The organism is Nonomuraea sp. MTCD27 (genome assembly GCF_041950495.1).
Classification (GTDB): domain Bacteria; phylum Actinomycetota; class Actinomycetes; order Streptosporangiales; family Streptosporangiaceae; genus Nonomuraea.
The window spans coordinates 291,891-316,210 of record NZ_JBGNUW010000001.1 but is presented as its reverse complement, the minus strand read 5'-3'; the positions used below and the strand labels follow the sequence as shown (position 1 = coordinate 316,210).

Sequence of the window (24,320 nt, the reverse complement as noted above, 5' to 3'; positions counted from 1 at the left end):
TGATCCATGAAAGAGCTCGACTCCATGAAAGAGCCCGTCTCCATGAAAGAGCTCGACGACTTCGAGGACGGCCTGATCGAGGAGTTCAAGGCGCATCCCGTGCTCGCCCACGTGCCGCTGATCCCGGCGGACGACTTCGCCGCGCTGCTGCTCCAGCGGCGCTTCCTGTCGCTGTCGTTCACTCCGGCCTACGACCTGGCGATCGATCTGCTGACCGACGAGACCGGGCTGCGCATCGCCCGTACGATCCTGCGGGAGGAATATCCGGGAAGCGACGGCCGTACCCGGTCACACCGCGAGGACATGAAGGAGGACCTGCTCCAGCTCGGCGTCTCGCGGCGGGCCCTGGTCGAGGCGCGGCCCAGCGCGGCCACCACGGCCGCCATCACCGGCACCCTGGAGCTCATCGCCGACGCCGGCCGGTCCGAGCACGCCGACCTGCGGCTGCTGGCGATCCTGCGCTTCTGGGGGGAGATCCTGGTCTCCGTCGAATACGGCCGGTTCTGGCCCCGGATGGAGCCGCACCTCACGCGCGACGGCAAGAACCACTCCTACTTCTACTATCCCCACCTCCTTCACGACGCCAAGGCGCACCCGCTCGCGGCGACCTCGCGGCTGTCGGCGAGCCATTCGGACCAGCTCGGGGTACGGCTGAGCGAGCTGCTGGCCCGCGACGACGGGGCCGACGGGTTCCGGGAGGTCGAGCGGCGGGCCTACGAGCTGCGGGTGGACTTCTACGACCAGTTCCTGCCGATGGTGGCCGCCACCGGATCCCGGGCCGGCGCCTGAGGGCTCACGCCTCGCCGAGCGGCCGGTCGTCGAGGTGCGCGCCGTAGAACTCGGCCTGGCGGGCCATGATGTCGCGCATCGGCGTGCCACGGGGCACGCCGTAGACCGTGCCGGGGAAGTCGAGGCCGCGCTGCTTCTCCCACAGCTCCTCGTGCCGCTCGGGGGAGAACAGCTCGGCCGGGTCCCCCGCCGCGATCCAGCCGATGGGCACGACGGTGCCGGGTTCGAGCCTCGAGTTGACGTGCAGCACGCTGTTGATCCGCAGCTCGGAGCGGGCCCCGGCCACCGCGCCGGGGAAGAGCGACGCCCCCGTCGCCACGAAGACCTCGTCCTCGACGACCGCCCCGTTGACGTGCGCGTGCGGGCCGACCAGCACGGCGTCGCCGATGATCGCGTGGTGTCCCGCCCGGCCGCGGATCAGCGCGTTCTCCATCACCACCACGTCCGAGCCGGTACGCACCGCACCGTCCTCTCCGGTGAGGACGGCCCCGTGCAGGACGCGCGCCCGCTCACCCAGGACGACCTCGCCACAGAGGACGGCCGTCGGCGCCACGTAGGCGGACTCGGGGACCACGGGCCTCCTGCCGCGATGCTCAAGCAACATGGCTCCGATCCTAGGCATGAGCAGGGCACGACATATCGAAGTTCCGCGAATCATCGTTATCAGCCGTATACTCGGCCTGATCACCTATGACGACACATGCCCGTCCTTCCTCGGACACCTCCGCCGAACTGCTCGACGTGTTCAAGGCGCTCGCCAACCCGGTGCGCCTGCAGCTGCTCCAGTGGCTGCGCGACCCCGAGCGCCATTTCCCGGTGGCGGAGGGCATCGCCGATCCGCACGAGGTAGGCGTGTGCGTGAGCCACCTCCAGGCCAAGACCGGGCTCGCGCAGTCGACTGTCTCGGCGTACATGGCCTCCCTCGAACGCGCCGGGCTGGTCCGCTCGACCCGGGTGGGGAAGTGGACGCACTACCGGCGCGACGAGGAGCGCATCGCCGGGATCATCGACCTGCTCGGCCACTCCCTCTAGCCCGCGACCGCCCGGTACGCGGCCGGCCAGGCGGAATAAGATCGCTCGCCGGGGCCGTTTGGCACGGGGTGGCGCGAACGCCACGATGGTGGCGGATGATTCGGGATGCCGCGGCATCTGCCTTCCAGGCACCGACCGCCTGACTCAGGGAGCAGCGTTTGCGTAGCAACCCGGCTGAATTACGCCCCAGAACCGCGTCCGCGGTCTATCCCGCCGGCCCGCTGGCGCCGCCACCGCGCACGTTGCTCGACATCCTCGACGAGACCACGCGCCGCCATCCGGACGCGCCCGCGCTCGACGACGGCAGCACGCGTCTCGACTACCGCTCGTTGCGCGCCGAGGTGAACCGGCTGGCCGCCGAGCTCGCGGAGGCCGGGATCGGGCGCGGCGCCCGGGTGGGCGTGCGCATCCCGTCGGGGACCGCCGAGCTGTACGTGTCCATCCTGGCCGTGCTGGCGGCGGGCGCCGCGTACGTGCCGGTCGACGCCGACGACCCGGACGAGCGGGCCGAGCTGGTCTTCTCCGAGGCCGCCGTGGACGCCGTCCTCACGGACAAGCTGACCGTCCGCGACACGGCGGAAAGCGGCACTGCGGAAAGCGACACGGCGGGGAGTGGCAGCGCGGGAAGCGGCGCTTCGGGAAGCGGCAGCGCGGGGAGTGGCGGCCCCTGGGGTGGCGGTTCCTGGGGTGGCGAGGTGGCCGGGGAGGCCGTCGAGGCGCCCGCGCCGGGGGACGACGCGTGGATCATCTTCACGTCCGGCTCCACCGGACGGCCGAAGGGCGTGGCGGTGACGCATCGGTCGGCGGCCGCGTTCGCCGACGCCGAAGCGGGCCTCTTCCTGCGCGAGCGCCCCCTCGGCCCCGGCGATCGCGTGCTGGCCGGGCTCTCCGTGGCCTTCGACGCCTCGTGCGAGGAGATGTGGCTGGCCTGGCGCAACGGCGCCTGCCTCGTGCCCGCCCCCCGAGCCCTGGTGCGTACGGGGATCGACCTGGGCCCCTGGCTGGCCGCCCGGGGCATCACGGCCGTCTCGACCGTGCCGACGCTGGCCGCGCTCTGGCCGGTCGAGCACCTCGGCGGGGTCCGGCTGCTCGTCTTCGGCGGCGAGGCGTGCCCTCCCGAGCTGGTCGAGCGGCTCGCCGTGCCGGGGCGGGAGGTGTGGAACACCTACGGGCCCACCGAGGCGACGGTGGTGGCGTCCGCGGCGCGGCTCACCGGCGACGGGCCCGTACGCATCGGGCTGCCCCTCGACGGCTGGGACCTGGCCGTGGTCGGCGACGCCGGCGAGCCGGTGGCCATGGGGGAGACCGGCGAGCTGGTCATCGGCGGCGTCGGCCTGGCCCGCTACCTGGACCCGGTCAAGGACGCCGAGAAGTACGCGCCGCTGCCGTCGCTGGGCTGGGGCCGCGCCTACCGCAGCGGCGACCTCGTACGCGCCGACCCCGAGGGCCTCGTGTTCCTCGGCCGGGCCGACGACCAGGTGAAACTCGGCGGGCGCCGGATCGAGCTGGGCGAGGTGGACGCCGCGCTGCAGGCGTTGCCCGGCGTCACCGGAGCGGCCGCGGCCGTCCGCACCGCGGGCGGCGGCCATCAGCTGCTCGTGGGGTACGTCGTCGCCGGCCCCGGCTTCGACGCCGCTGAGGCGCGCGAGCTGCTCGCCGACTCGCTGCCCGCGGCCCTCGTGCCGCGCCTGGCAACGGTCGGCTCGCTCCCGACCAGGACCTCCGGCAAGATCGACCGCGACGCGCTGCCCTGGCCGCTCACGGAGCCCGGCGGCTCCTCCGCCGCGCTGACCCCGGCGGAGGCGCTGCTGGCCGAGCGGTGGACCGGCGTCCTCGGCGTGGCGCCGGACGGCCCCGGCGCCGACTTCTTCGCCGACGGAGGCACCAGCCTGGCCGCGGCCCGGCTGGTGTCCGTGCTGCGCCCCGACCACCCGGACGTGGCGGTCGGCGACGTGTACGCGCAGCCGACGCTCGCCGGGCTGGCGCGCATCCTGGCCGGCAGGGGCGAGAGCGAGCCCGAGCGGCCGCCCGTCGCGCCCATGCCCCGGCGGGCCGCGCTGGCCCAGTCGCTGCTCATGATCCCGCTGCTCACCGCCGGCGCGATGCGCTGGCTCGTGCCGCTGGCCGCGCTGGGCAACCTGCTCGCGCCGCCGTGGGCGCCGGCCCTGTCCTGGTGGTGGGTGACGCTGGGCGCGCTGGCTTTCCTGACCCCCATGGGGCGCATGAGCCTGTCCGCGGCGGTGGCCAGGCTGCTGCTGCGCGGCTTGCGGCCGGGCGCCCACCCGCGCGGCGGCGGCGTACACCTGAGACTGTGGTTCGCCGAGCAGTTCGCGGCCAGGCTCGGCGTCCCCGACCTGGCCAGCGCGCCCTGGATGACCTGGTACGCCCGGCTGCTCGGCGCCCAGGTGGGCGCGGACGCCGACCTGCACTCGCCCCCGCCCGTCACCGGCCTGCTCAAGGTGGGCAGGGGCGCGTCCGTCGAGCAGGAGGTCGACCTCAGCGGCCACTGGTACGACGGCGACCTCGTGCGCATCGGCGAGATCCGGATCGGCGCCGGCGCCACCGTCGGCTCCCGCTCGACGCTGCTGCCGGGCGCGCGCATCGGCAAGAACTCCCAGATAGCCCCGGGGTCGGCCGTCGCGGGCACCGTGCCCGCGGGCGAGCTCTGGGCCGGGGTGCCGGCGTTCCGGCAGGGCAAGTCGCGCCGGACGCGGCCTCCCGAGCGGGCCGGCCGCTCCCGGTTCTGGGCGACGCTGTACGCCGTGAGCGCCGTCGCGCTCAGCCTGCTCCCGGTGGTGGCGGCCGGGGCCGGGCTGGCGGTGGCGGCGGTGTTCGCCCGGGACGCCCGCACGCTCGGCGAGGCGGTCACCGCCGTCCTGCTGGCCGTGCCCCTGGCGACGATCGCCGGTATGGCCGCCTTCGCCCTGGTCACGCTGGTCAGCGTGCGGCTGCTCGGCCTTGGCCTGCACCCGGGCCACCACCCGGTGCACAGCCGGCAGGCGTGGCAGGCGTGGGCGACCGGACGGCTGATGGCCTCGGCCCGCGTCTGGCTGTTCCCCCTGTACGCGAGCGTCCTGACCCCCGCCTGGCTGCGGGCGCTGGGCATGAAGGTGGGCCGCGGCACCGAGCTGTCCACGGTCCTCGCGCTGCCCACGATGACCTCGGTCGGCGACGGCGCCTTCCTGGCCGACGACACGATGGTGGCCCCGTACGAGCTCGACGGCGGGTGGATGCGCATCGCGTCCGCGCGGATCGGCAAGCGCGCCTTCCTCGGCAACTCGGGCATGACCGCGCCCGGCCGCAAGGTGCCCAAGGACGGCCTGGTCGGCGTGCTGTCGGCGACGCCGAAGAAGGCCAAGTCCGGCTCCTCGTACGTGGGGATGCCGCCCATGGAGCTGCGCCGTACCGCGGAGGAGGGGGACCGGAGCCGCACCTACGACCCGCCCGCGCGGTACCGGGCGGCCCGGGCGGTCGTCGAGGCGTTCCGCGTGGTGCCCGCCATGTGCGCGGTCGCGCTGGCCGTCCTGGTCGCCGCCGCGTTCGAGGGGCTCGCCGCCCGGTACGGCTTCGCCGTGGCGGCCGCGCTCGGCGGCGTGGTCATGGCGTCCGCCGGGGCGGTCGCGGCGCTGGTCGCCACGGCCGCCAAGTGGGCCCTGGTCGGCCGGATCCGGGCCGGCAACCGGCCGCTGTGGAGCTCGTTCGTGTGGCGCAACGAGCTGGCGGACAACTTCGTCGAGGTGCTGGCGGCGCCCTGGTTCGCCCAGCCGTGGCTGGGGACCGCGCCGCTGAACGTGTGGCTGCGCTCGCTCGGGGCACGCATTGGACATGGGGTCACGTGTGACACGTACTGGCTGCCCGAGGCGGATCTGGTGACCCTGGGCGACGGGGCGTGCGTCAACCGGGGCTGCGTGCTGCAGACCCACCTCTTCCACGACCGCGTCATGAGCATCGACACCGTGACGCTCGGGGCCGGCGCGACGCTGGGCCCGCACGGCGTGGTCCTGCCGGCCGCGCGGGTGGGCGCCGACAGCACGATCGGCCCCGCCTCCCTGGTCATGCGCGGCGAGAGCGTGCCCGGGCGCACCCGGTGGTTCGGCAACCCCATCTCGGCGTGGCGATGATCCCCATCTCGACCCCGTACTTCCCCGCGCACGGTGACCACCGCTACGGCGTCACGCACTACGACCTGACGCTGGGCTACCGGGTCGCGGCCAACCGGCTCGACGGCACGGCCCGGCTGACGGTGGTCGCCACGGCGGCCGCCGCCGAGCCGCTCGGCGTGCTGGAGCTGGACCTCGGCAGGTTCCGGGTCTCGGGGGTCACCGTGGACGGCGTGGCCGCCCGGCACGCGCACGGCCAGGGCAAGCTGCGCGTGACCCTGCCCAGGCCGCTGCCCCCCGGGGCGAGCGCCGGGGTCGAGGTGCGCTACTCGGGCAACCCCGTACCGGTGCCGAGCCCCTGGGGCGGGCTCGGCTGGGAGGAGCTGAGCGACGGCGCGCTCGTCGCCGGGCAGCCGATCGGGGCGCCCTCCTGGTTCCCGTGCAACGACCGGCCCGGCGACAAGGCCTCCTACCGCATCGCCGTGACCACCGCCGCGCCGTACCAGGTGATCGCGAACGGCGTGCTCGTGGCCAGGCGGCGCGGGGCCGGGAGCACGACGTGGATCTACGACCAGGCCGAGCCCATGGCCAGCTACCTGGCGAGCGTGCAGATCGGCCGCTACCAGCTGTCCGAGGTCGCCGGGACCAGGCTGGCCCACCCGGCGCGGCTGGCCACCCGCGTACGCCACGACTTCGGCCGGCAGGGCGAGATGATGGCGCTGTTCACCGCCCTGTTCGGGCCCTACCCGTTCGCCGGCTACACCGTCGTGGTGACCGACGACGACCTGGACATCCCGGTCGAGGCGCAGGGCATGTCGATCTTCGGCCGGAACCACGTCGACGGCGTACGCGGGAGCGAGCGCCTGGTCGCGCACGAGCTGGCGCACCAGTGGTTCGGCAACAGCCTCACCGTGGCCTGCTGGCGGGACATCTGGCTGCAGGAGGGGTTCGCCACGTACGCCGAGTGGCTCTGGTCGGAGGAGTCGGGCGGCCCGCCCGCCGGCGAGCACGCCCGGCGCTGGCGGCACCGCCTCGCGCTGCTGCCGCAGGACTTCGCCCTGGCCGACCCCGGCCCGGCCGCGCTGTTCGACGACCGCGTCTACAAGCGGGGCGCGCTCACCCTGCACGCGCTGCGCCGGGCCGTCGGCGACCGGGCGTTCTTCCTCGCCCTGCGCGCCTGGACGGCCGAGCACCGGCACGGGAGCGTCACGACCCGGGAGTTCGCCGCCCACCTCCGGCGGCACGCCGCGCAGCCGGTGGACGCGCTGCTGTCCGCCTGGCTGTACGAGAAGCCGCTGCCGCCCCTGGACCCGCAGGACTGAGCAAGCGGCTGCCGCCCCTGGACCCCGCGGGACTGAGCGGATGCCCGCCCCGGACGGGGACGCCCGTCGTAGCCTCGGAAGGTGGACCCGGGAGGAGCGGCGATGGCGCAGAACCAGGGGACCGGACCGGCCGGCGGACCCGACGCGTTCGAGGACATGCTCGCGGAGCTGGCCCGCCGCCGCGGGGAGTTCGGGGAGCTGCGCTACGTCCCCAAGGACTTCGTCGACCGGCTCAAGCGGCTCGGCCTCTACCGGGCGGCCACACCGGAGCGGTTCGGCGGCGAGACGATGCCGCCCGCGGAGTTCCTCAGGAAGATCGAGCGGATCTCCGCCGTCGACGGCTCCACCGGCTGGGTCGCCGGCTTCGGCTCCCAGCTCGTCTACCTGGGCCCGCTGCCGCTGGAGAGCCAGGCCGAGCTGTACGCCGACGGCCCCGACGTCGTCTTCGCCGGCGCGCTGTTCCCCGTCCAGCCGGCCACCCCGACCGAGCGCGGCTTCCGCCTCAGCGGGCGGTGGAAGTTCGCCAGCGGCTGCATGGCCGCCGACATCGTCTGCGTCGGCATCCCCGGCGACGACTCGACCGCCGGCAAGCCGCGCGGGGTGCTGGTGCGCCCCGAGCGCCTGGAGATCGTGCGGGACTGGGACGTGGTCGGCATGCAGGGCACCGGCTCCTTCGACCTGGTGGCCGAGGACGTGGAGGTCGGCCGCGAGTGGTCCTTCATCCGGGGCGGCACGCCGGTGATCGACGAGCCGCTCTACCGCTATCCCGCGATCTCGTACGCCGCCCAGTCGCTGTCCGTCGTCTCCGCCGGCGTCGCCCGGGCCGCGCTCGACTTCGCCCAGGGAACCGGCGGCGACCGGGGGAGCATCACCGGCGCCCCGAAGCTCGCCGAGCGCGCCTACTACCGCGCCGGGATCGCCGAGGCGGAGGCCGCGCTCCGCTCGGCCCGGGCCTACTTCTACGAGGCCGCCGAGGAGGCGTGGCAGGCGGTGCTGGCCGGCGGGCTGGTCGGTGACGGGCAGAACGCGCACCTGCGCCTGTCCGCCGCCCACCTCGCCCGGACCGCCGCGGAGGTGGTCGGCAAGGTCGTCTCGCTGTCCGGCACCGCGGCGATCTACCGCGACCACCCGCTGCAGGCCCTGCTCGGGGACGCGATGGTGCCGCAGGAGCACGCCTTCCTCAGCCCGGCCATGTACGACGCCGCGGGCGCCGTCCTCATGGGCCTGCCACCCACCGTCCCGGCCTTCCGCTGACACCGCCGCCTGACCGGCGTCCGCCGTGCGATCCCTCTACACGGATAACGATCAAACAAAAGCCACAAATAGGGCAAGCGGCTTCCGAATAGGGCCTCCCCCCGAGTTTGCAAGTCGGTTAACATCAAGTCGGTCTAAATTCAGATTCATTGTGGCGAACTTACCCGGGTGGATGACGGGGTGGTTTCCGGTTGAGGCCCGACGCGGGGGATCAGTCACGGGAGTGGCCTGCCACCCTCGATGTCGATGAGTTGTCACGGGGCGGCTGGCGCCCGCATCCCTTCCGGCAATTCCTGCTCAAAGTACACAGCCGCTGCAATCTTTCCTGCGATTACTGCTACATGTACACGATGGCCGACCAGAGCTGGCGCTCCCGTCCGATGGTGATGGATCCGCAGCTCGTCACGGTCGCCGCGCAGCGCATCGCCGAGCACGCCGCCGAGCACCACCTCCCCTCGCTCCGCGTGGTCCTGCACGGGGGCGAGCCGCTGCTGGCCGGGCACGACTACCTCGCCAAGATCGTCGAAGTCGTCCGGAACGAGATCGGCGAGAGCGTCCGGCTGGACGCCGTGGTGCAGACCAACGCCGTGCTGCTGGGCGAGCCGGCCCTGCGCTCGTTCGACCAGCTGGGGGTCAAGGTGGGGGTGAGCCTCGACGGATATCCCCGCGGCAACGACCGCAACCGCAGGTTCGCCGACGGCCGGGGCAGCTACGACGCGGTGTCGGCGGGCCTGAGGCAGCTCATGCGCCCGGAGTTCCGGCACCTGTACGGCGGCCTGCTGTGCACGATCGACCTGGAGAACGACCCGGTCGAGACGTACGAGGCACTGATCGCGTTCGAGCCGCCGGCGCTGGACTTCCTGCTCCCGCACGCCACCTGGGACTCCCCGCCGCCGGGCCGGGGCCCGGACACCAGCCCGGCACCGTACGCCGACTGGTTGATCCCGATCTTCGACCGCTGGTACGACAGCAAGTCCGAGAGCACGGTGCGGCTGTTCCAGCAGATCGTCAACCTGCTGCTGGGCGGCAGCTCGGCGAGCGAGTCCGTCGGCCTGACCGCCTCCACGGTCGTGGTCATCGAGACGGACGGCACCATCGAGCAGACCGACTCGCTCAAGGTGGTCGGCCAGGGCGCCCCCGCCACCGGCCTGAACATCACCGACCACTCCTTCGACGAGGCCCTGCTGCACCCCGGCATGATCGCCCGCCAGCTCGGCTGGGACGCGCTCAGCGACACGTGCAAGGCGTGCACGTTCGGGCGGGTCTGCGGCGGCGGGCTCTACTCACATCGCTACCGGACGGGCACGGGGTTCGCCAACCCGTCCGTCTACTGCCCCGACCTCTACCGGTTGATCGAGCACATCCGATCCCGCCTGGTCGCCGAGCTCCGGCGCGCGGTGACATGAAGCGGTGGCATGAAAAGGAACGCCATGTCCCTCAGACGGCACCGGATCCCCGACGACGTCCTGGAGCGGCTCGCCGCGGGCGCCGGCGGCGCGCAGGCGGCCGCCTGGCTGGCCGCGATCGAGCGCAGCAGGAACCTGCTCCTGATCCGCGGGCTGCTGGACCACCGGCCGGGCAAGGCCGCCGAGCGGGCCTACGACCTGCTGGCCCGGCTCCACCGGCAGGCGCCCGCGGCGGTCGACGCCGTGATCCGCTACCCGTCCGTGGGCGTGTGGGCCAAGCGCACGTTGCGGGCCCTCATCGAGGGGACGGCGACCGGATGGGAGCCCGCCCAGCTCGGCGGCGTGGCGGCGGCCGCGGCGGTGCGGGCCGGGCTGCCGTGCTCGGCCGAGGCGCCCGCGCCCGGCGGGTCGCTCCTCCTGCCCTCGGTCGGCCTGATCGAGCTGGGCGCCGAGCCGGACGCGCTCGTCCGGCTCGAGATCGGCGGCGACGGCGTGATCCAGGTCTCCGGCGCCGGCCGGGAGCTGCGCCATCACTCCGGCGAGGCCCGGCCCGGCTGGTCCCCGCTGGAGCATCTCACCTCACCCGCCACCGGCCTCGACCTCGTCGTGGACGACGTGGATCCGTACCGCTGGGGCGAGGGCGACGTCCGCAAGGACCGCCTGTCCGCCGACGAGCTGGGCGTCTGGCGGGAACGTTTCGAGGAGTCCCAGTCGATCCTGCGGGCCCACCACTGGACGCTCGCCGCCGAGACGCGCGAGCTGATCTCGGTGCTGACCCCGGTCGAGGCCCCGCCCCACGGGGGGAACAGCGCGTCCGCCGGCGACCGGCCGGGCACCATCGCCCTCTCGACCCCGGTGGACGGCCGCTGGCTGGCTGTGACGTTCGCCCACGAGGTCCAGCACGCCAAGCTCAACGCGGTGCTGGCGGTGACGGAGCTGACGCTGCCGGACGACCGCCGCTACTACGCGCCCTGGCGCGAGGACCCGCGCCCGCTCCCCGGGCTGCTGCACGGCGCGTACGCCTTCCTCGGCGTCGCGGGATTCTGGCGCCGCCAGCGTGAGGCCGACGGCGACCTCCGGGCGCACGGGGAGTTCGCCCGCTGGCGCGGCTCGGCGCTGGAGGCGACGGAGACGCTGCTGTCCAGCGGACGGCTGACCACCGAGGGCCGGGCCTTCGTGACCGCCGCCCGGCGCACCCTCTCGGCCTGGTCGGCCGAGCCGGTGCCGCCGGCGGCGCTGGAGCAGGCCCGGTGGGAGCACGCCGAGCACCGGGCCGCCTTCGAGGCCAAGCACCCGCACGTCACAGCGGCGGCGGGTCGAAGTCCCACGAAGCCCGCTCGCCCTTGAGCGCGCGCAGCAGGTGCGGATGGTCGGGGTCGAACGCTTCCCGGTACGCCGACAGCGTCTCCCCGGTCAGCCGCTCAGCCTCCTCCTCCCGCCCGGACGCCCGCAGGTCGAGCGCGAGGTTCACGGTGGCCGACAGCGTCAGGTAGTGGCGCTCTCCGAACGACGACGCCAGCAGCTCCACGGTCTCGTGGTCCTGGCGGCAGGCGGCGGCGAAATCGCCGAGCGCGGCCAGGTCGCCGCCCCGGTTGACGGCCGCGGTGAAGGTGTAGATGTGCTTGGGGCCGAGCCGGTCGAGCAGGCCCTTGTAGGCGTCGGTGTCCTCCTCCAGCGCCCGCGCCGCGTTGCCGCGCAGCCGGTAGAGCAGCGCCAGGTTGCTCTGGCAGCCGTAGGTGTAGGGGTGCTGGTTGCCGTAGACGGTGCGATAACGCGTCATCGTCTCCTTGGCCAGCACGAACGCCTCGTCCAGGCGGCCCGCCTCGCGCAGCGTGTTCGACAGCGCCATCGCCGACGCCATCGTGTCGGGGTTGTTCGGCCCCAGCACCTTCTCGGTCCTGGAGTAGGTGTCCTGGATGAGCTCCAGCGAGGTGGACAGGTCACCGGCGGCCCGTTTCGCGATCGACAGCTCCTTGGACGCCTTCAGCGTCAGCGGATGCTCGGGCGACAGCTCCCGCAGGCCGTACGCGTAGGCGTCCTCGGCCAGGTCGCAGGCCTCCTCGAAGTCGCCGCACAGGCGCACCACCAGGGCCAGGCAGTTCCAGGCGTTCTGCACGTCCCACGGGCTGATGCCCTTCGTGGCGCTGCTCATCTCCAGATAGGTGAGCTTGAGCAGGTCCCTGGCCTTGAGGTGGTCGCTCAGCAGCGCGTGGTCCAGCCCGAGGTTGTGCAGCATGCGCAGCGCGCCCGGGTGGGTCGGCCCGAACTTGCTCTCGTAGGCCAGCAGCGACTCGTCGTCGCGACTGCGGGCGCGCTCGAACTCGCCCAGGGCGCGCAGGTTGCTGCCGTAGGAGTTGGCGACGGCGAGGGTCTCCTCGTGGTCGGCGCCGAACGTCTCCTGCATCAGCTCCAGCGTCTCCTCGTTCATCAGGCGGGACTCGGTGAACTCGCCGAGCTGCCACAAGGTGTTCGCCAGGTGCCGGCGCAGCCGCAGCACGTGCGGGTCCGCGACGCCGAGCTGCGCCGTCCACGCCGCCCGCAGCGCCTCGCCGAGGTTCCTGGCGGCACGGTAGTCGCCGACGCGGTAGAGGTAGCGGACGACGTCCAGACAGGTCCGCCTGGACGGCTCGGCGTAGCAGGAGCTCAGCCCGGACGGCTCCACGTGCGGCAGCAGCTCGCCGAAGGCCGGCCACTTGGCGGTGTCCTCGGGCGAGGTCGGGGCGCTCCCGGCGAGGAGCAGGTGGACCTCGTGCCGCAGGCTCTCGCGCTGGTCGGCGCTCACGGAGTCGCGCAGCAGGCTCTGGATCAGCCGGTGCACCGTGATCGTCCTGGTGCTCGGCTCCACCTTGATCAGGGCGAACCTGTTCAGCTCGCCGATCGCCTTGTTCAGCAGCAGGGGGTCGGCCAGGATCGGGGCCATGCTGGTGGCCTCGGACACCTTGTTGCCGCGGCGGAAGACGTCACGGGGGATGGGGTCGGGCCCGAAGAACGCCAGGCAGCGCAGCACGGTCGCGGCCTCCGGCATGCGCTCCTCGATCGCCTGCACCGACAGCTGCCAGGCCGCCGTCATGGAGTGCGGATATTCGGTCGCCTTGCCCAGCGCCAGCAGCGGGCGGGTCTGCTCCTCCAGCGCCTCGATGTACTCCTCAGTGGGCATCCCGGTCATCAGCTGCAGGGCGGCGGCCTGTTCCAGCGCCAGCGGGAGGTCGCCGAGCGCCTCCGCCAGCCGGTGCGCCTCGTCCCTCGGCAGCTCGCGCTCCAGCCGCTTGCGGAGGAAGGCCAGGCTCTCGTCGCGTTCGAAGACGTCGACGGCGACGCTCTCGCTGGTCGTGGTCCAGCGGTTGTTACGGGAGGTGATGAGGACCCGCCCGGGCCCGCCGTCGGGGATGAAGTCCTTGATGGACTCCGGTTCGTCGGCATTGTCGAAGATCAGCAGCCATTTGTCGTACGGGGTGCCCTGCTGCAGGGCCTTGCGCACGGCCACGGCGGCCTCGTCGATGCCCACCACGTTCGCCGAGGGCAGGCCGAGCTCGGGGGCGAGGGCGGCGAGCGTGGCCGGGACCAGGGCGGGCTGGTCGGAGGCGATCCACCAGACCACGTCGTACGAGCTGCGGAAGCGCCAGGCGTACTCGGTGACGAGCTGCGTCTTCCCCACACCGCCCAGGCCGTGCAAGGCCTGCGGCACGGGCGAGTGCGCCACCACGGCCGTGGTGGCACCGCCCGCCATGCTCTTGCCCAGGCGGCTGAGCAGCGCCTCGCGACCGGTGAAGTTCCTGTTGCGCGGGGGTACCCTGCCCCAGACCGGGGGCATCTTCGTCGCCCGCTCGTTCGCTCGCTCGTCCACGTGGGCCTCCGCCAGTCTCCGCCAGCCGTTTTCCCAGGAATTCCATCCTAGGATTGATTTAACGCACCTAGCGTCACAGAATCACATATAAGTTAGTAGGTCACACGCTCGGCCGGGCGTGCGGTTTCCGGATGTCCATAACTGACGGCGAGGGACACGGAATGGGCGAGAGAATCTGTGCGGAGCTCCTGGATATCAGCGACTTCGACCTCGAAGTTCTGAAGGACATGCAATCCCCCGCACTCAGAAGTGCCTACCGGCGGCTGGCCGAGGCATCGGATGAAACAGCGGTTCAGGGGTGGAATTCGGCCATCTGAAACCCGGTCACGAACCTGGTAATGATCGAAAGTAATCGCCATTCGCCTGCGAAAAGCGCGCGAATCGCTGGCTGAATCGCGGCGATGGGCGGGACAGTGATGGAGTCGAGGGGCAACCGGTTCCCCGGGGAGCGCGCCTTCCGCAGGGAGGACGCCGTCCGGTTCTTCGGGCGTGAGCGGGAGGCGAAGGAGCTGTCCCGCGCGTGGCGGACCCACCCTGTCACCATCCTGTACGGGTCCGCGGGATGCGGTAAGTCGTCGCTGCTGGCCGCCGGGGTGCTGCCGCTGCTCGACCCCGCCGGGAACGACGTACTGCCCGTCGGCGGCCTCCGGCACCGGCCCGGCGTGCCCGCCGCCCTCGTCCAGGAGAACGAGAACCCGTTCGTCCTCGCCCTGCTCTCCTCCTGGTCGCCCTACCAGGCGCCCACCGAGCTCGTCGGGCAGACGGTCGCCGGCTTCCTGGGCAAGCACCCGCCGAGACGGGTGCCCTCAGGAGACCCGCTGCCGCTGCTGGCCGCGATCGACCACGTGGACGACGCCTTCGCGGGGCCGGCGGCGTGGCAGCGGCACCGCGCGGAACTGCTGGCGCAACTCGCCGACGCGCTCGACAGCGAGCTGTCGCTGCGCCTGCTCGTCGTGGTGAACGAGGAGCATTTCGACGACCTCGTCCGGCATCCCGGCCTCGCGCGCGCCCGGCACTTCCGCCTGCCCCCGCTGCCGGTGGGGGCCGCGCTCGACGCGTGCCGCCTGCCGGTCGAGACCACGGGCGGCGGGTTCGCCCCCGGGGTGGCCGAGGCGCTCGTGGACGACCTGCGCACCGTACGCGGCGAGCGGCGCGTCCGGGTCCAGCCGCTCCTCCTCCAGCTCGCCTGCGCGGCCCTGCCCGACGGCACGGCGTACGTCACCCGCCCGCCCGACGTGGACCGGGTGATCGCCGACCACTGCGACCGGCTGCTCGGCGAGGTGGCCGCGGACTACTTTCACGGTGATACGGGCAAGCTCAGGGCCCAGGTACGGGAGACGTTCGCCGGGCCCGTGTCCCCGGGGGAGGGCGGGCTGCCCGAGTCCGTGATCGACGCCCTCGTCGAGCACCGCCTGCTGCGCACCGTGCCCGGCGACGGCGGCCCATGGCACCGGCTCTGGGACGACCGGCTGGCCGCCGCGCTGCTGCTGAGCGGGTCCGGCTCGCTCCCGCGCGGCCCCGCGGACGCCGCCGGGGAGCTGCGGGTCGCGGAAACGGCACTGCGGCTGGGGCACCTCGACGTGGCGGCCGGGCACGCCGGCGCGGCCCTCGCCGCGGCGCCCAGGGCCGGACCGCTGACGGCCGTCATCCGGTCGTTCCTCGGCGACGTGGCCTATCACGGCGGGGACCTGGACGCCGCGGTCGCTCACTACCGCCTGGCCGCCCAGAGCCACGCGACCGCGCGGGGCGGCGATGTCGCCGTCGCCACCCTGCTCACCGCCGCCGGCCGCGTCCTCATCCGGCAGGGTGCCTTCGGCGACGCGATCAAGGACCTGCGGGCGGCCTGCCGGCGCAGCCCTGACGACGCGACCATCCAGACCGAGCTCGCCTGGGCGCTGTACTACAGCGGGCACGAGAGCGGCGCGGTGGACGTGCTCGACGGCGTACTGGCCGTGGCGGGCAACGCCACGGAGGCGCTACGTGCCCGGGGCGAGATCATGTCCGACCTGCAGCGGCCCGAGCGCGCGCTGCGCGACCTGGAACGGGCCGGGCCGCTCCAGCAGCCTTCGGCGCAGGCCGCCTACGCGCTCGCGCTGGCCCAGAAGGGCGAGGTCTCGGAGGCCGTACGCGCCATCCCGCCCATGGACGCCGAACAGGACGGCCCGACCCTGCTGCGCGCGGCGCGGGTGATGGTGGCGGCGGGCAAGCACAGCGAGGCGGTCCGGCTGGCGCGGCGTGCGCGCGAGCCCGGCGCCCGAACGCACCTCCCACCCCGCCTCGCCGCCGAAGCCGACCGCCTGAGCGAATAACCGCCCCCTACCTACCCGCCGCCCCTCCCGCCGTCATTCGTGCGCCGCGCCCGGTGTGCCGCGACCCGTGTGCCGCGCTCGGCGCGTGCCGCGACCCGTGCGCCCATGCGCTCGGCCACCGAGGTGCGCGGCGGGTGCGGCGTGCGCCTGGGCGGGTGCCTTGCCGTATATATTTGAAGCCTCCCGCCGTCTCTCTCCTCAAAGGGAACGCGGAACACATTTCCCCAAGATCCAGCTGGCGGGAGCTGCGACGGTGGTGGCCTCTCAGGGTTTCGTGCGGTCATGGAGCGCTTCGGCGCTGTCCATGCTCGGCACCCGCACCCTGAGCGTCATCTACCCGCTGCTCGCGATGGCCCTCACCGGCTCGGCCGCCTGGGCGGGGTGGGTCGTGTTCGCCTCCATGCTGCCCGGTCTGCTGTGCTACCTCCCCGCCGGGACGATCAGTGACCGGCTCGGGCCGCGGCGCGTGATGTTGTGGAGCGAGGCGCTGCGGGCGCTGCTCATGGCCCTGCTGTGCGGCACGATGCTGGCCGGGATGTTGCGCATCGAGCACCTGCTCGCGGTCGCCTTCCTGGAGGGTGGTCTCGCGGTCGTCACCTCGGTGGCCGAGGCGGCGCTGGTGACCACGACGGCCAGGCAGGCCAGGCTGCACACCGCGCTGGCCATGCACGAGACCACCGTGCACGCCATCGCCCTGGCGGGACGTCCGCTCGGCGGCGCCCTGTACGCGCTCGGCCCGCTCACCGCGTTCCTGTCGAACGCGTTCTTCTTCGCCATGTCGGCGGGGGTTCTGGTACGCCCGCCCCGAGCGGCCCCGGAGACCGGGCCGCAGACCGGGCCGGAGACCGGGCCGGGTCCGGAGACCGGGGAGCGGCGGCCCATGTTGCGGGAGACCGTCATGGGTTTTCGCGAGGTCTGGCGGCACCCGTTCATCAGGTCGGCCACGATCCTGACCGCGCTCATCAATCTCATCGTGCAGTCGCTGACCGTGGTGTCCATTTCCCACATGACCGGCGGCGGGCTCAACCCGGCGGTCATCGGCACGATTCTGTCGGCTTCCGGCGTCGGCGGAATCATCGGCGGGCTCATTTCCCCGCGGCGCCGCAGGATTTCCCGGAAGATCCACGAGAAGGCGTCCCGCCGGATGTCGGCCGCGATATTCGCCGAATGGGTGGGGCTCACCCGGCACGGCAGGTCCATGCTGCTGGTCCACGCCTGGATGTGCTCCCTCGCGCTGCTCCTCACCGCCGTGACCGGGATCGCGCCGCTCGCGTTCGCGGTGGCGCTGTTGATGATCGGGCTGGCCGGCGGGCTGAGCAACGTCACCATCAGGACCGTGCTCAGCGACGTGCCCCACCATATGACGGCCCGGGTGGTCGGGGTGTCCCGGCTGGTGAGCTACGGGGTCGCGGCGCTCGGCCCGCCGCTGTTCACCGTGTTCTACGAGCGCGCCGGAGCCGGGCTCACCGTCGGCACGCTCGCCCTGGCCATGGTGGTCGTCGCATTGTCCATGACCGTGGTGCCGCCTTTCCGGAAAAGTCTGTCCCCCAACTGGGCCACAAGAAAGGTGACCGCCTGAATAATTGACGCATGGCGGCTGCGGGTTTGCTGCGCATGGTCCTGGTGACCATTCTCGTGCCGGTGCTCGCCGCGATGACCGCGGCGCCCGCGTTCCTCGACAGCGGCTCCCTGACCATTCCCGTGGGGGAGAAAGGGCCGTGGCGGGTCGCGGTGGCGAATCCCGGGCCCGCGGTGGACGCCCAGGTGCGCCTGACCGGGCCGGTCGCCAAGGTGCTGGCCGTCTCCGGGCCCGCCGTGGTGCGCCTGCCCGCCGGGGGCGTCACCGACATCGTCCTGCGCCGCGCCGGGCCGGGCCGCGCCGTGGCGGGAGAGCTGGTCCTGGTCGCCGAGAGCGGCCTGGCCAGGAAACAGGTGCGGATCACCGAGGCGTCGTGGCTCGCCCGCTACTGGGCCGTGCCGGTGGGCGGCGTCCTGCTGCTGCTCGTGGCGGCGGGGGTCGCCCTGGTGATGCGGCGGCGGCGTCTCGTGCCGGAGGCCACGCAGGGGGCGCCGGCCGCTCCGGGACAGGAGGAGTTCACCCACAGCGACGAGCCCGTGGAGGCCGACGGACTGGGCCGCGAGGAGTACGTCAGGGAGCTGGCCATGCTGGCCGGCTCGGCCGCGCCTCCTCTGGTCGTCGGTGTCTTCGGCGAGTGGGGGACGGGCAAGACGTCCCTCCTCAAACAGGTACGGAAGGTGGTGGAGACAGAGCATCCCCACTGCGCGCACGTGTGGTTCGATCCCTGGCCGCACCAGTACGACGGCAACCCCGTGCTGCCCCTGCTCCACGGCATGGTCACCCAGCTCGGGCTCACCCGGCGCGAGGATGTGCGCCGTACCCTCAGGACCATCTCCGAGGTGCTCGGCTCGCTCGTGCTCACCGCCTCCCTGCGGATCAGCGTCACCGACGTACGCAAGAGCCTCGATTCCTACGACGAGACGAACTTCCGCGTCCGCTCCGAGCGCACCCGCTTGGACGAGCACCTCGGCACGCTCATCGCGCAGGCCCTGCGGGCCCGGGGGAAGAGCAGGCTCGTCGTCTTCATCGACGACCTCGACCGGTGCGACGGCGAGCAGATCACGGCCCTGCTGGAGGCCCTCAAGCTGCACTTCAACCGCGACAACTGCGTGTTCTTCCTGGCAGTGGCGAAAGAGCCGCTGATCTCAGCCGTTCGCAGCAAATATCAGGACATGCCGGTCGACAACTACCTCGACAAGATCGTGCAGTTCCCCTTCGAGATGCCCCGGCTGCCGGACCCGGCCTTCCACGACTACCTGGACAGCCTCCTGCGCGAGCAGATCCGGCCCGCAAGAGACCTGCTCGCCATCGGGCTGCCGCGCAACCCGCGCACGGTCAAGCGCTTCGTCAACGTCCTGATCCTCCAGGACAGGGTGGCCAGGGCCAGGGGGCTGGCCGACTACGACCTGTGCATCCTGGCCGCCGTCCTGCTCATCCGGGACGCCGACAAGGACTTCTACGACCGGCTGAGCGGCGATTCGACCCTGCTCAACCGCATCGCCGAGGACCTGGAGACGGCCTCGACCGACCAGCTGCCCGACTGGAACCCGCTGCCGCTGGGGATCGTGCGCTGCCTGCTCGGCATGAAGCGGGCGGTGCCCGGGGACGTCAGTTCCTACATCGACCTGGTCAAGGCCTCGCCGCTGCCGCGGCAGAGCGACGAGGTCGCCCCGGAGGAGAGCCTGCCCCGGGACCCCGTCAGCGGGGCGGTCCCGTCGTCGGTGTTCCTGGAGCGGCTGGGCCGGCGCGTCGACCTGGTGGTGGGCGAGGAGGGCGAGCTACTGCCCTCGCTGGCGCGCGTCGGCCCGGAGCCGCAGGCCCGGCGGGTCACGCCGGAGGAGGTCATGGGCCTCTGGAGGAACGAAGGGCTGCTGCTCACGGGTGCGCGGGGGTCGGGCAAGACCACCTTCTGCGCGCGGATCATCCGGCGGCTGCTCGCGCAGGGCGGGGCCACCCCCGTCTACCTGCCCGTACGCTCCCTCAGAGAGCGGAGCGGCACCCTGGAGCTGCGGCTCACGCACGCGGTGGTGGACCAGTACCGCCTCTCACTTTCGGAGGCGTTCAGCCTGGTGATCAGGGAGAACGTGCTCTGCGTGCTCGACGGCCTGGACGAGCTGCCGAGCCCGTCCGCGCGGGCGAGCCTGGTGCAGGAACTGCTGATGTGGCAGGGACAGACCGGCACACGCGTCATCGTCACCGACACCGGCAGGATCGCGCACGACCGCCTGGTACGCGGCGGATTCACGGTCGTGGAGCTCCTCGGCGTGCCCGAGGTGGACGCCGCGGCCCGGCTGCGCCGGCATCTCACCGCGCACGGGGCCGACTACGGTCGGCTGCGCCTGCCGGAGGGGTTCATCCGCTCACCGGAGGCGCTGGCCATGCTGCTGGCCTCGTCCTCCTGGATCGACGACCTGCCGCCGGACCCGGTCGACTTCATCCCCTGGTACGTGAACCGCGCGCTGCGCCGCTGCGCCACCGAGGAGTTCACGGCCGACCAGCTCGCCGAGGCGCTGCGCGGGCTCGCCCGGGATCCCAAACACGGGCCGGGGGAGACCTTCTCCAGTGAGGCGGCGGGCGTCAGGAGCGTGTTCCGGCAGAGCGGCCTGCGCGGGATCGAGGTGACCGGCGCCCTGCGCGCGCTGGTCGAGGCGGGGCTGCTGAAGGAGGCCGGTGAGGACACCTACCGCTTCTGCCACGAACTCATCCTGGAGCACTTCGCGAGGCGGTCTCCTGCCTGATCTGCGGGGATGTCCCAATTATGGAGTCAAGACGAACTTGCCGATTTAATGCCCGAAATATCGATGCTCGTGTCAAAGTGCGACCAGAATCCCGCCATGGGCCGTCTTGCCGTGGACGCGGGCGCCTATCGTTGGCCGTATGACTGGTTCGTGGAAGGCCCTGTCGATGCCGGTGCGGAGTGGAGCCTGCTGAGCCGTGCCGAGCCAGGTCGAAGGGACCGCTGAACGGCATGCGTCCGCGCTGGACGAGGTGCTCTGCGACGCGGTCAGTGCCGCCGGTGCGCACATCGGCGCGATCTACCTCCTGAACGAGACCGACCAGGTGCTCCTCATGGAGGCGGAGATCGGGCTGCCCGCGCAGATCGTCCGGCCGTGGACCCGGGTCAGGCTGAACGCCTGCGTCCCGGCCGCTGCCGCCGTCCGCCAGCGGCACCTGATCTGGGTCCCCAGCCACCAGGACATGGCCCGCCGCTTCCCCGCGACGGCCCTCGCCCTGCCGTACTCGTTCGCGGCGGCCGCGGTGCCGATCCAGACCGGGGCCCGGGTCTGGGGCTGCTGGGTGCTGATGTGGCCCCCGTCGCACCCGCCCGACCTGAACGCCCAGGAGATGGACGTCATCGACCTGGCGAGCCGGAAGCTGGGCGACCTGCTGAGGCAGGCCGACAGCGAAGGACAGCCGCCGCACCCCTCCGGCGAACCGCGCGTCCTCACCCCCGCGCCGAAGCAGACCCCGGATCCCGAGCACGCCGCCGGAGCCTTCACCTATCTGGACCGCCTGCACGAGGGATGCGTCGCCCTCGACCTGGAGGGCCGCATCACCTTCGTCAGCGCCACGGCGGCCGAGCTCCTCGGGGGCGACGTGTCCGGGCTGCTGGGCAGGACGCTCTGGGACGTGATGGCCTGGCTGAAGGACCCGCTGTTCGAGGATCGCTGCCGGGCGGCGGTGGTCAGCCAGGAGATGGCCCGCTGCGTGGCCCGCCGCCCGGACGGCCGCGAGCTGGAGTGTCATCTCTATCCGGACTCGTCAGGCATCAGCCTGCGCCTCACGCTTGTTCCGCTGCGGGACCAGGAGCCGCCGGCGCACGAGACCGGCTCCCGCGCCCACGGCCTGCCCAGACCGGAGGTCTTCTACAATTTCGTGCACCTCGCGGCGGCCCTGACCCGGGCGCAGAAGGTACGGGAGATCATCGATCTGTTCGCCGATCACGTCATGCCCGTGTTCGAGGTCCAGGCGATGGCGGTGGTGATAGCCGAGTGCGGCAAGCTGAAGATCATCGGCAGCCGGGGGTACGACAGCGAGGTCCTCGACCGGTTCGACGGGCTGCCGCTGACCACGCCCACGCCCTCCGAACGCGTCCTGCGGACCGGCGTCCCCATGTTCTTCGCCAACCGGAGCGAGCTACGCCAGATGTACCCGTACGTCGCTCACTACGACCAGATGTCCGCCTGGGCCTTCCTGCCGCTCGCGGGTGCGGAGGGCCGGATCGGCAGCTGCGTGCTCGCCTTCGGCACCCCCCGCTCGTTCAGCGGTGAGGACCGCGCCGGCCTCACCACCCTGACCGGGCTGATGTCCCAGGCCCTCGACCGCGCCCTCCTCTACGACGCCAAGGAGCGGCTCGCCCAGAGCCTGCAGGAGGTGCTGCTCCCGAGGCGCCTGCCCGAGATCCCCGGCCTGGCGGCGGCGGCCCGCTACCTGCCCGCCACCCGCGGCGTGGGCATCGGCGGCGACTTCTACGACCTCATCCGCCTGAGCGACTCGCTGGCCATGGCGGTCATCGGCGACGTCCAGGGGCACAACATCACGGCCGCCGCCCTCATGGGGCAGGTGCGTACGTCCATCCGCGCCCACGCCGCGGCCGGCGCCGAGCCCGGGGAGGTGCTCACGCACACCAACCGGCTGCTCATCGAGACCGAGACCGACCTGTTCGCCAGCTGCCTGCTGGTCCAGGTCGACCTGCGGCTGCGCACCCTCAGCGCGGCCAGCGCCGGTCACCCGCCGCCCCTGTTGCGCCCGCCCAACGCGCCGGGCGAGATCATCGACGTGCCGGTGGGGCTGCTGCTCGGCGTGGAGGACAACATTCACTACCCCACCACGGAGGTGCCGTTCCCGCCGGGCGCCCTGCTGGCCCTCTACACCGACGGGCTCGTCGAAACCCCGGGCGTCGACCTCGACGAGGCCATCGGGGAGGTCGCCGACCACCTGACCCGAGCCTCGAACCAGCCGCTGTCGGAGCTCTGCGACAGTCTCCTGGACGACATCCCGCACGGCGCGCGACGGATCGACGACATCGCGTTGCTGCTCCTGGAACACCGGTCCGGCCACTCCTGACCGCGCCCCGGCAGGGGGGAGCGCGAGGGCCTGCGGTGGCCAGGGTGCGGAAGGACTCCGTGAGCCGGGTTCACCGGCCGTTTCCCCACGTCGTACCACTGGCTGCCTGATGTTCGCCCGAAGGCATTGGACGGCGCCGATCCGCCGTCGTCTCATGGAGGCATGATCGACAGGTCCCCCCACCGCCGATCCCGGCAGGAGACTCGCCATGCCCGATGACAGCACCCACGTGAGACGGCGTCCGCGGAGATTATCGTTCGCCCTGCGCGCCCTGGTGGCCGCGGCGGCGATCGTCGTGGCCGTCCCGGGAATCGCCCACGCCGCCCCGCCCACCGCCCTCGACGGGGTGGCGCCGCCGGAAGACCGTACGTACCAGCCGGCGTTCGACTACGACGGGGACGGCTGTTACCCCACGCCCGCCATCGGGCGCGACGGCACCATCGCACCGGGACTGGCGCTGGGCGGCGCGGTCAACGGGCAGTGCCACGACCTGTCCGACCTGGACAACACCAACTCCTACTCCCGCTCCAAGTGCAACAACGGCTGGTGCGCGTACGTGTACGCGCTCTACTTCGAGAAGGACCAGACGCTGCCCGGCTGCTGCGGGCACCGGCACGACTGGGAGCACGTCGTGGTCTGGGTCCAGGACGGCACCGCGCAGTACGTGGCGGCGTCCGCGCACGGGGCCTACAGCGTACGCGCGCGCTCGCAGCTGCCCTGGGACGAGACCGGCACCCACCCGAAGATCATCTACCACAAGGACGGGCTCTCCACCCACGCGTTCCGCTTCGCGAGCGCCACCGAGCAGCCGGAGAACCACAAGGGCACGTGGCAGTTCCCGCCGCTGGTCGGCTGGGACGGCTACCCGCCCGGGTTCCGCGACCGCCTGGTAGCGCACGACTTCGGCTCGGCGAGCTTCGGCCTCAAGGACTCCTCGTTCAACGGGGAGCTGGCGAAGGCCAAGCCGGCGGGGATCCCGTTCGATCCCTACGCCTGAGACGGCGCGGCCGGCCGGGGCTCCCCTCGGCCGGCCGGATCGGACACGAGCGCTAAACTGCCCGATATGCGGCGATTGACCAGTACGGTGGTCGTGGTGGCGGGGGACGCCGCCGGGGACGTGGTCGCGGGCCTGGACGGGCTGCACAACGTGCGGGCCATCCCGCGCGGCGAACGCGGGCCGGCCGAGGTGACGGAGCTCGCGGGACGGTCGGCGGCCACGTACGTGGTGCACGACGCCGACCCGCTGGCCGACGTGGCCGCGGCGTGGGCCGCCTACTTCGACGGCACCGGGATCACCGGCGGCCTGGAGGTGGCCGTCGAGGCCGCGCTGGGCGAGCTGCGCGCGGGCCGGCTGGTGCTGCCCGACTACTACCTGGTGCTGGACCCCGACGGGCTGGCCGAGACCTGGCGGCACTGGTGGCTCGGGGTGCTGGCGGGAGCCGCGCCCGTACGGGTCGTGCCGGTGCACGCCTCGTCGGCCGCGGTGGCGGCGGAGCTGGGCCGGCTGTCGGCGGGCCGGTGGTGGCCCGCCGACCTGGAGGGGTGGCTGCGCGGCCTCCCGCGGGTGGTGCCCGACCTGGCCGGACTGCCGGGCGGCGGCGGCGTGGTGGTGTAGGGG

General features: G+C 72.7%; 16 protein-coding genes. 14 read left to right on the top strand and 2 right to left on the bottom strand.

Annotated features, from left to right (window positions below; translation table 11 throughout):
• Positions 1–6: 6 nt before the first annotated feature.
• Entirely contained in the window at positions 7–789 is a 783-nt protein-coding gene (locus ACBJ59_RS01560) for a hypothetical protein (RefSeq protein ID WP_375108354.1), read from the top strand.
• 4 nt (positions 790–793) lie between these two features.
• On the opposite strand, the gene ACBJ59_RS01555 is transcribed toward ACBJ59_RS01560, so the two are convergent.
• Complete coding sequence (locus ACBJ59_RS01555) at positions 794–1,393, bottom strand: gamma carbonic anhydrase family protein (RefSeq protein WP_375108353.1); 600 nt, start codon at positions 1,391–1,393, stop codon at positions 794–796.
• 86 nt (positions 1,394–1,479) lie between these two features.
• Between ACBJ59_RS01555 and ACBJ59_RS01550 the strand changes: the two genes are divergently transcribed.
• The 6 genes from ACBJ59_RS01550 to ACBJ59_RS01525 all read left to right on the top strand — a co-directional run bounded on the left by ACBJ59_RS01550 (position 1,480) and on the right by ACBJ59_RS01525 (position 11,250).
• Entirely contained in the window at positions 1,480–1,821 is a 342-nt protein-coding gene (locus ACBJ59_RS01550) for an ArsR/SmtB family transcription factor (RefSeq protein WP_375108352.1), read from the top strand.
• A 158-nt stretch (positions 1,822–1,979) separates the two neighbouring features.
• Positions 1,980–5,942, top strand: a complete 3,963-nt coding sequence (locus tag ACBJ59_RS01545; protein ID WP_375108351.1) for a Pls/PosA family non-ribosomal peptide synthetase — start codon at positions 1,980–1,982, stop codon at positions 5,940–5,942.
• Positions 5,939–7,243 (top strand): M1 family metallopeptidase, encoded by a 1,305-nt coding sequence (locus ACBJ59_RS01540; RefSeq protein ID WP_375108858.1) that lies wholly within the window; start codon positions 5,939–5,941, stop codon positions 7,241–7,243. Before ACBJ59_RS01545 ends, ACBJ59_RS01540 begins: the two co-directional genes overlap by 4 nt.
• A gap of 102 nt (positions 7,244–7,345) precedes the next feature.
• Positions 7,346–8,497 (top strand): acyl-CoA dehydrogenase family protein, encoded by a 1,152-nt coding sequence (locus tag ACBJ59_RS01535; RefSeq protein WP_375108350.1) that lies wholly within the window; start codon positions 7,346–7,348, stop codon positions 8,495–8,497.
• Between the two features lie 191 nt (positions 8,498–8,688).
• Positions 8,689–9,903, top strand: coding sequence for an FxsB family cyclophane-forming radical SAM/SPASM peptide maturase (locus ACBJ59_RS01530; protein WP_375108349.1), 1,215 nt, complete (start codon positions 8,689–8,691; stop codon positions 9,901–9,903).
• A gap of 24 nt (positions 9,904–9,927) precedes the next feature.
• The gene (locus tag ACBJ59_RS01525; protein ID WP_375108348.1) at positions 9,928–11,250 is read left to right on the top strand and encodes an HEXXH motif domain-containing protein; all 1,323 of its coding nucleotides are present in this window, start codon (positions 9,928–9,930) and stop codon (positions 11,248–11,250) included.
• Here the strand turns inward: ACBJ59_RS01525 and fxsT are convergent.
• Positions 11,204–13,747, bottom strand: coding sequence for an FxSxx-COOH system tetratricopeptide repeat protein (fxsT, locus tag ACBJ59_RS01520; protein WP_375108347.1), 2,544 nt, complete (start codon positions 13,745–13,747; stop codon positions 11,204–11,206). The two genes, ACBJ59_RS01525 and fxsT, sit on opposite strands and share 47 nt — an antisense overlap.
• Positions 13,748–13,908: 161 nt before the next feature.
• Here fxsT and ACBJ59_RS01515 point away from each other — a divergent pair, with 161 nt between their 5' ends.
• The 7 genes from ACBJ59_RS01515 to ACBJ59_RS01485 all read left to right on the top strand — a co-directional run bounded on the left by ACBJ59_RS01515 (position 13,909) and on the right by ACBJ59_RS01485 (position 24,317).
• On the top strand, positions 13,909–14,064 hold the full coding sequence (locus tag ACBJ59_RS01515) for a hypothetical protein (protein ID WP_375108346.1): 156 nt from the start codon (positions 13,909–13,911) through the stop codon (positions 14,062–14,064).
• A gap of 84 nt (positions 14,065–14,148) precedes the next feature.
• The gene (locus ACBJ59_RS01510) at positions 14,149–16,056 is read left to right on the top strand and encodes a hypothetical protein (RefSeq protein WP_375108345.1); all 1,908 of its coding nucleotides are present in this window, start codon (positions 14,149–14,151) and stop codon (positions 16,054–16,056) included.
• A gap of 253 nt (positions 16,057–16,309) precedes the next feature.
• Positions 16,310–17,635, top strand: coding sequence for an MFS transporter (locus tag ACBJ59_RS01505; RefSeq protein WP_375108344.1), 1,326 nt, complete (start codon positions 16,310–16,312; stop codon positions 17,633–17,635).
• An 11-nt stretch (positions 17,636–17,646) separates the two neighbouring features.
• The gene (locus ACBJ59_RS01500) at positions 17,647–20,373 is read left to right on the top strand and encodes a P-loop NTPase fold protein (protein WP_375108343.1); all 2,727 of its coding nucleotides are present in this window, start codon (positions 17,647–17,649) and stop codon (positions 20,371–20,373) included.
• Between the two features lie 196 nt (positions 20,374–20,569).
• On the top strand, positions 20,570–22,702 hold the full coding sequence (locus ACBJ59_RS01495; RefSeq protein WP_375108342.1) for a SpoIIE family protein phosphatase: 2,133 nt from the start codon (positions 20,570–20,572) through the stop codon (positions 22,700–22,702).
• Positions 22,703–22,910: 208 nt separating this feature from the next.
• Positions 22,911–23,699, top strand: coding sequence for an NPP1 family protein (locus ACBJ59_RS01490; RefSeq protein WP_375108341.1), 789 nt, complete (start codon positions 22,911–22,913; stop codon positions 23,697–23,699).
• Positions 23,700–23,765: 66 nt separating this feature from the next.
• On the top strand, positions 23,766–24,317 hold the full coding sequence (locus ACBJ59_RS01485) for a hypothetical protein (RefSeq protein WP_375108340.1): 552 nt from the start codon (positions 23,766–23,768) through the stop codon (positions 24,315–24,317).
• Positions 24,318–24,320 lie beyond the last annotated feature (3 nt).

What these genes read in the sequence shown, in the direction of transcription:
- ACBJ59_RS01540 (WP_375108858.1), top strand. Translation starts at nt 5,939, where the DNA reads ATGATCCCCATCTCGACCCCGTACTTCCCCGCGCACGGTGACCACCGC.
- ACBJ59_RS01525 (WP_375108348.1), top strand. Translation starts at nt 9,928, where the DNA reads ATGTCCCTCAGACGGCACCGGATCCCCGACGACGTCCTGGAGCGGCTC.
- ACBJ59_RS01500 (WP_375108343.1), top strand. Translation starts at nt 17,647, where the DNA reads ATGGCGGCTGCGGGTTTGCTGCGCATGGTCCTGGTGACCATTCTCGTG.
- ACBJ59_RS01490 (WP_375108341.1), top strand. Translation starts at nt 22,911, where the DNA reads ATGCCCGATGACAGCACCCACGTGAGACGGCGTCCGCGGAGATTATCG.
- ACBJ59_RS01550 (WP_375108352.1), top strand. Translation starts at nt 1,480, where the DNA reads ATGACGACACATGCCCGTCCTTCCTCGGACACCTCCGCCGAACTGCTC.
- ACBJ59_RS01535 (WP_375108350.1), top strand. Translation starts at nt 7,346, where the DNA reads ATGGCGCAGAACCAGGGGACCGGACCGGCCGGCGGACCCGACGCGTTC.
- ACBJ59_RS01510 (WP_375108345.1), top strand. Translation starts at nt 14,149, where the DNA reads ATGGGCGGGACAGTGATGGAGTCGAGGGGCAACCGGTTCCCCGGGGAG.
- ACBJ59_RS01555 (WP_375108353.1), bottom strand. Translation starts at nt 1,393, where the DNA reads ATGTTGCTTGAGCATCGCGGCAGGAGGCCCGTGGTCCCCGAGTCCGCC.
- ACBJ59_RS01560 (WP_375108354.1), top strand. Translation starts at nt 7, where the DNA reads ATGAAAGAGCTCGACTCCATGAAAGAGCCCGTCTCCATGAAAGAGCTC.
- ACBJ59_RS01485 (WP_375108340.1), top strand. Translation starts at nt 23,766, where the DNA reads ATGCGGCGATTGACCAGTACGGTGGTCGTGGTGGCGGGGGACGCCGCC.
- ACBJ59_RS01515 (WP_375108346.1), top strand. Translation starts at nt 13,909, where the DNA reads ATGGGCGAGAGAATCTGTGCGGAGCTCCTGGATATCAGCGACTTCGAC.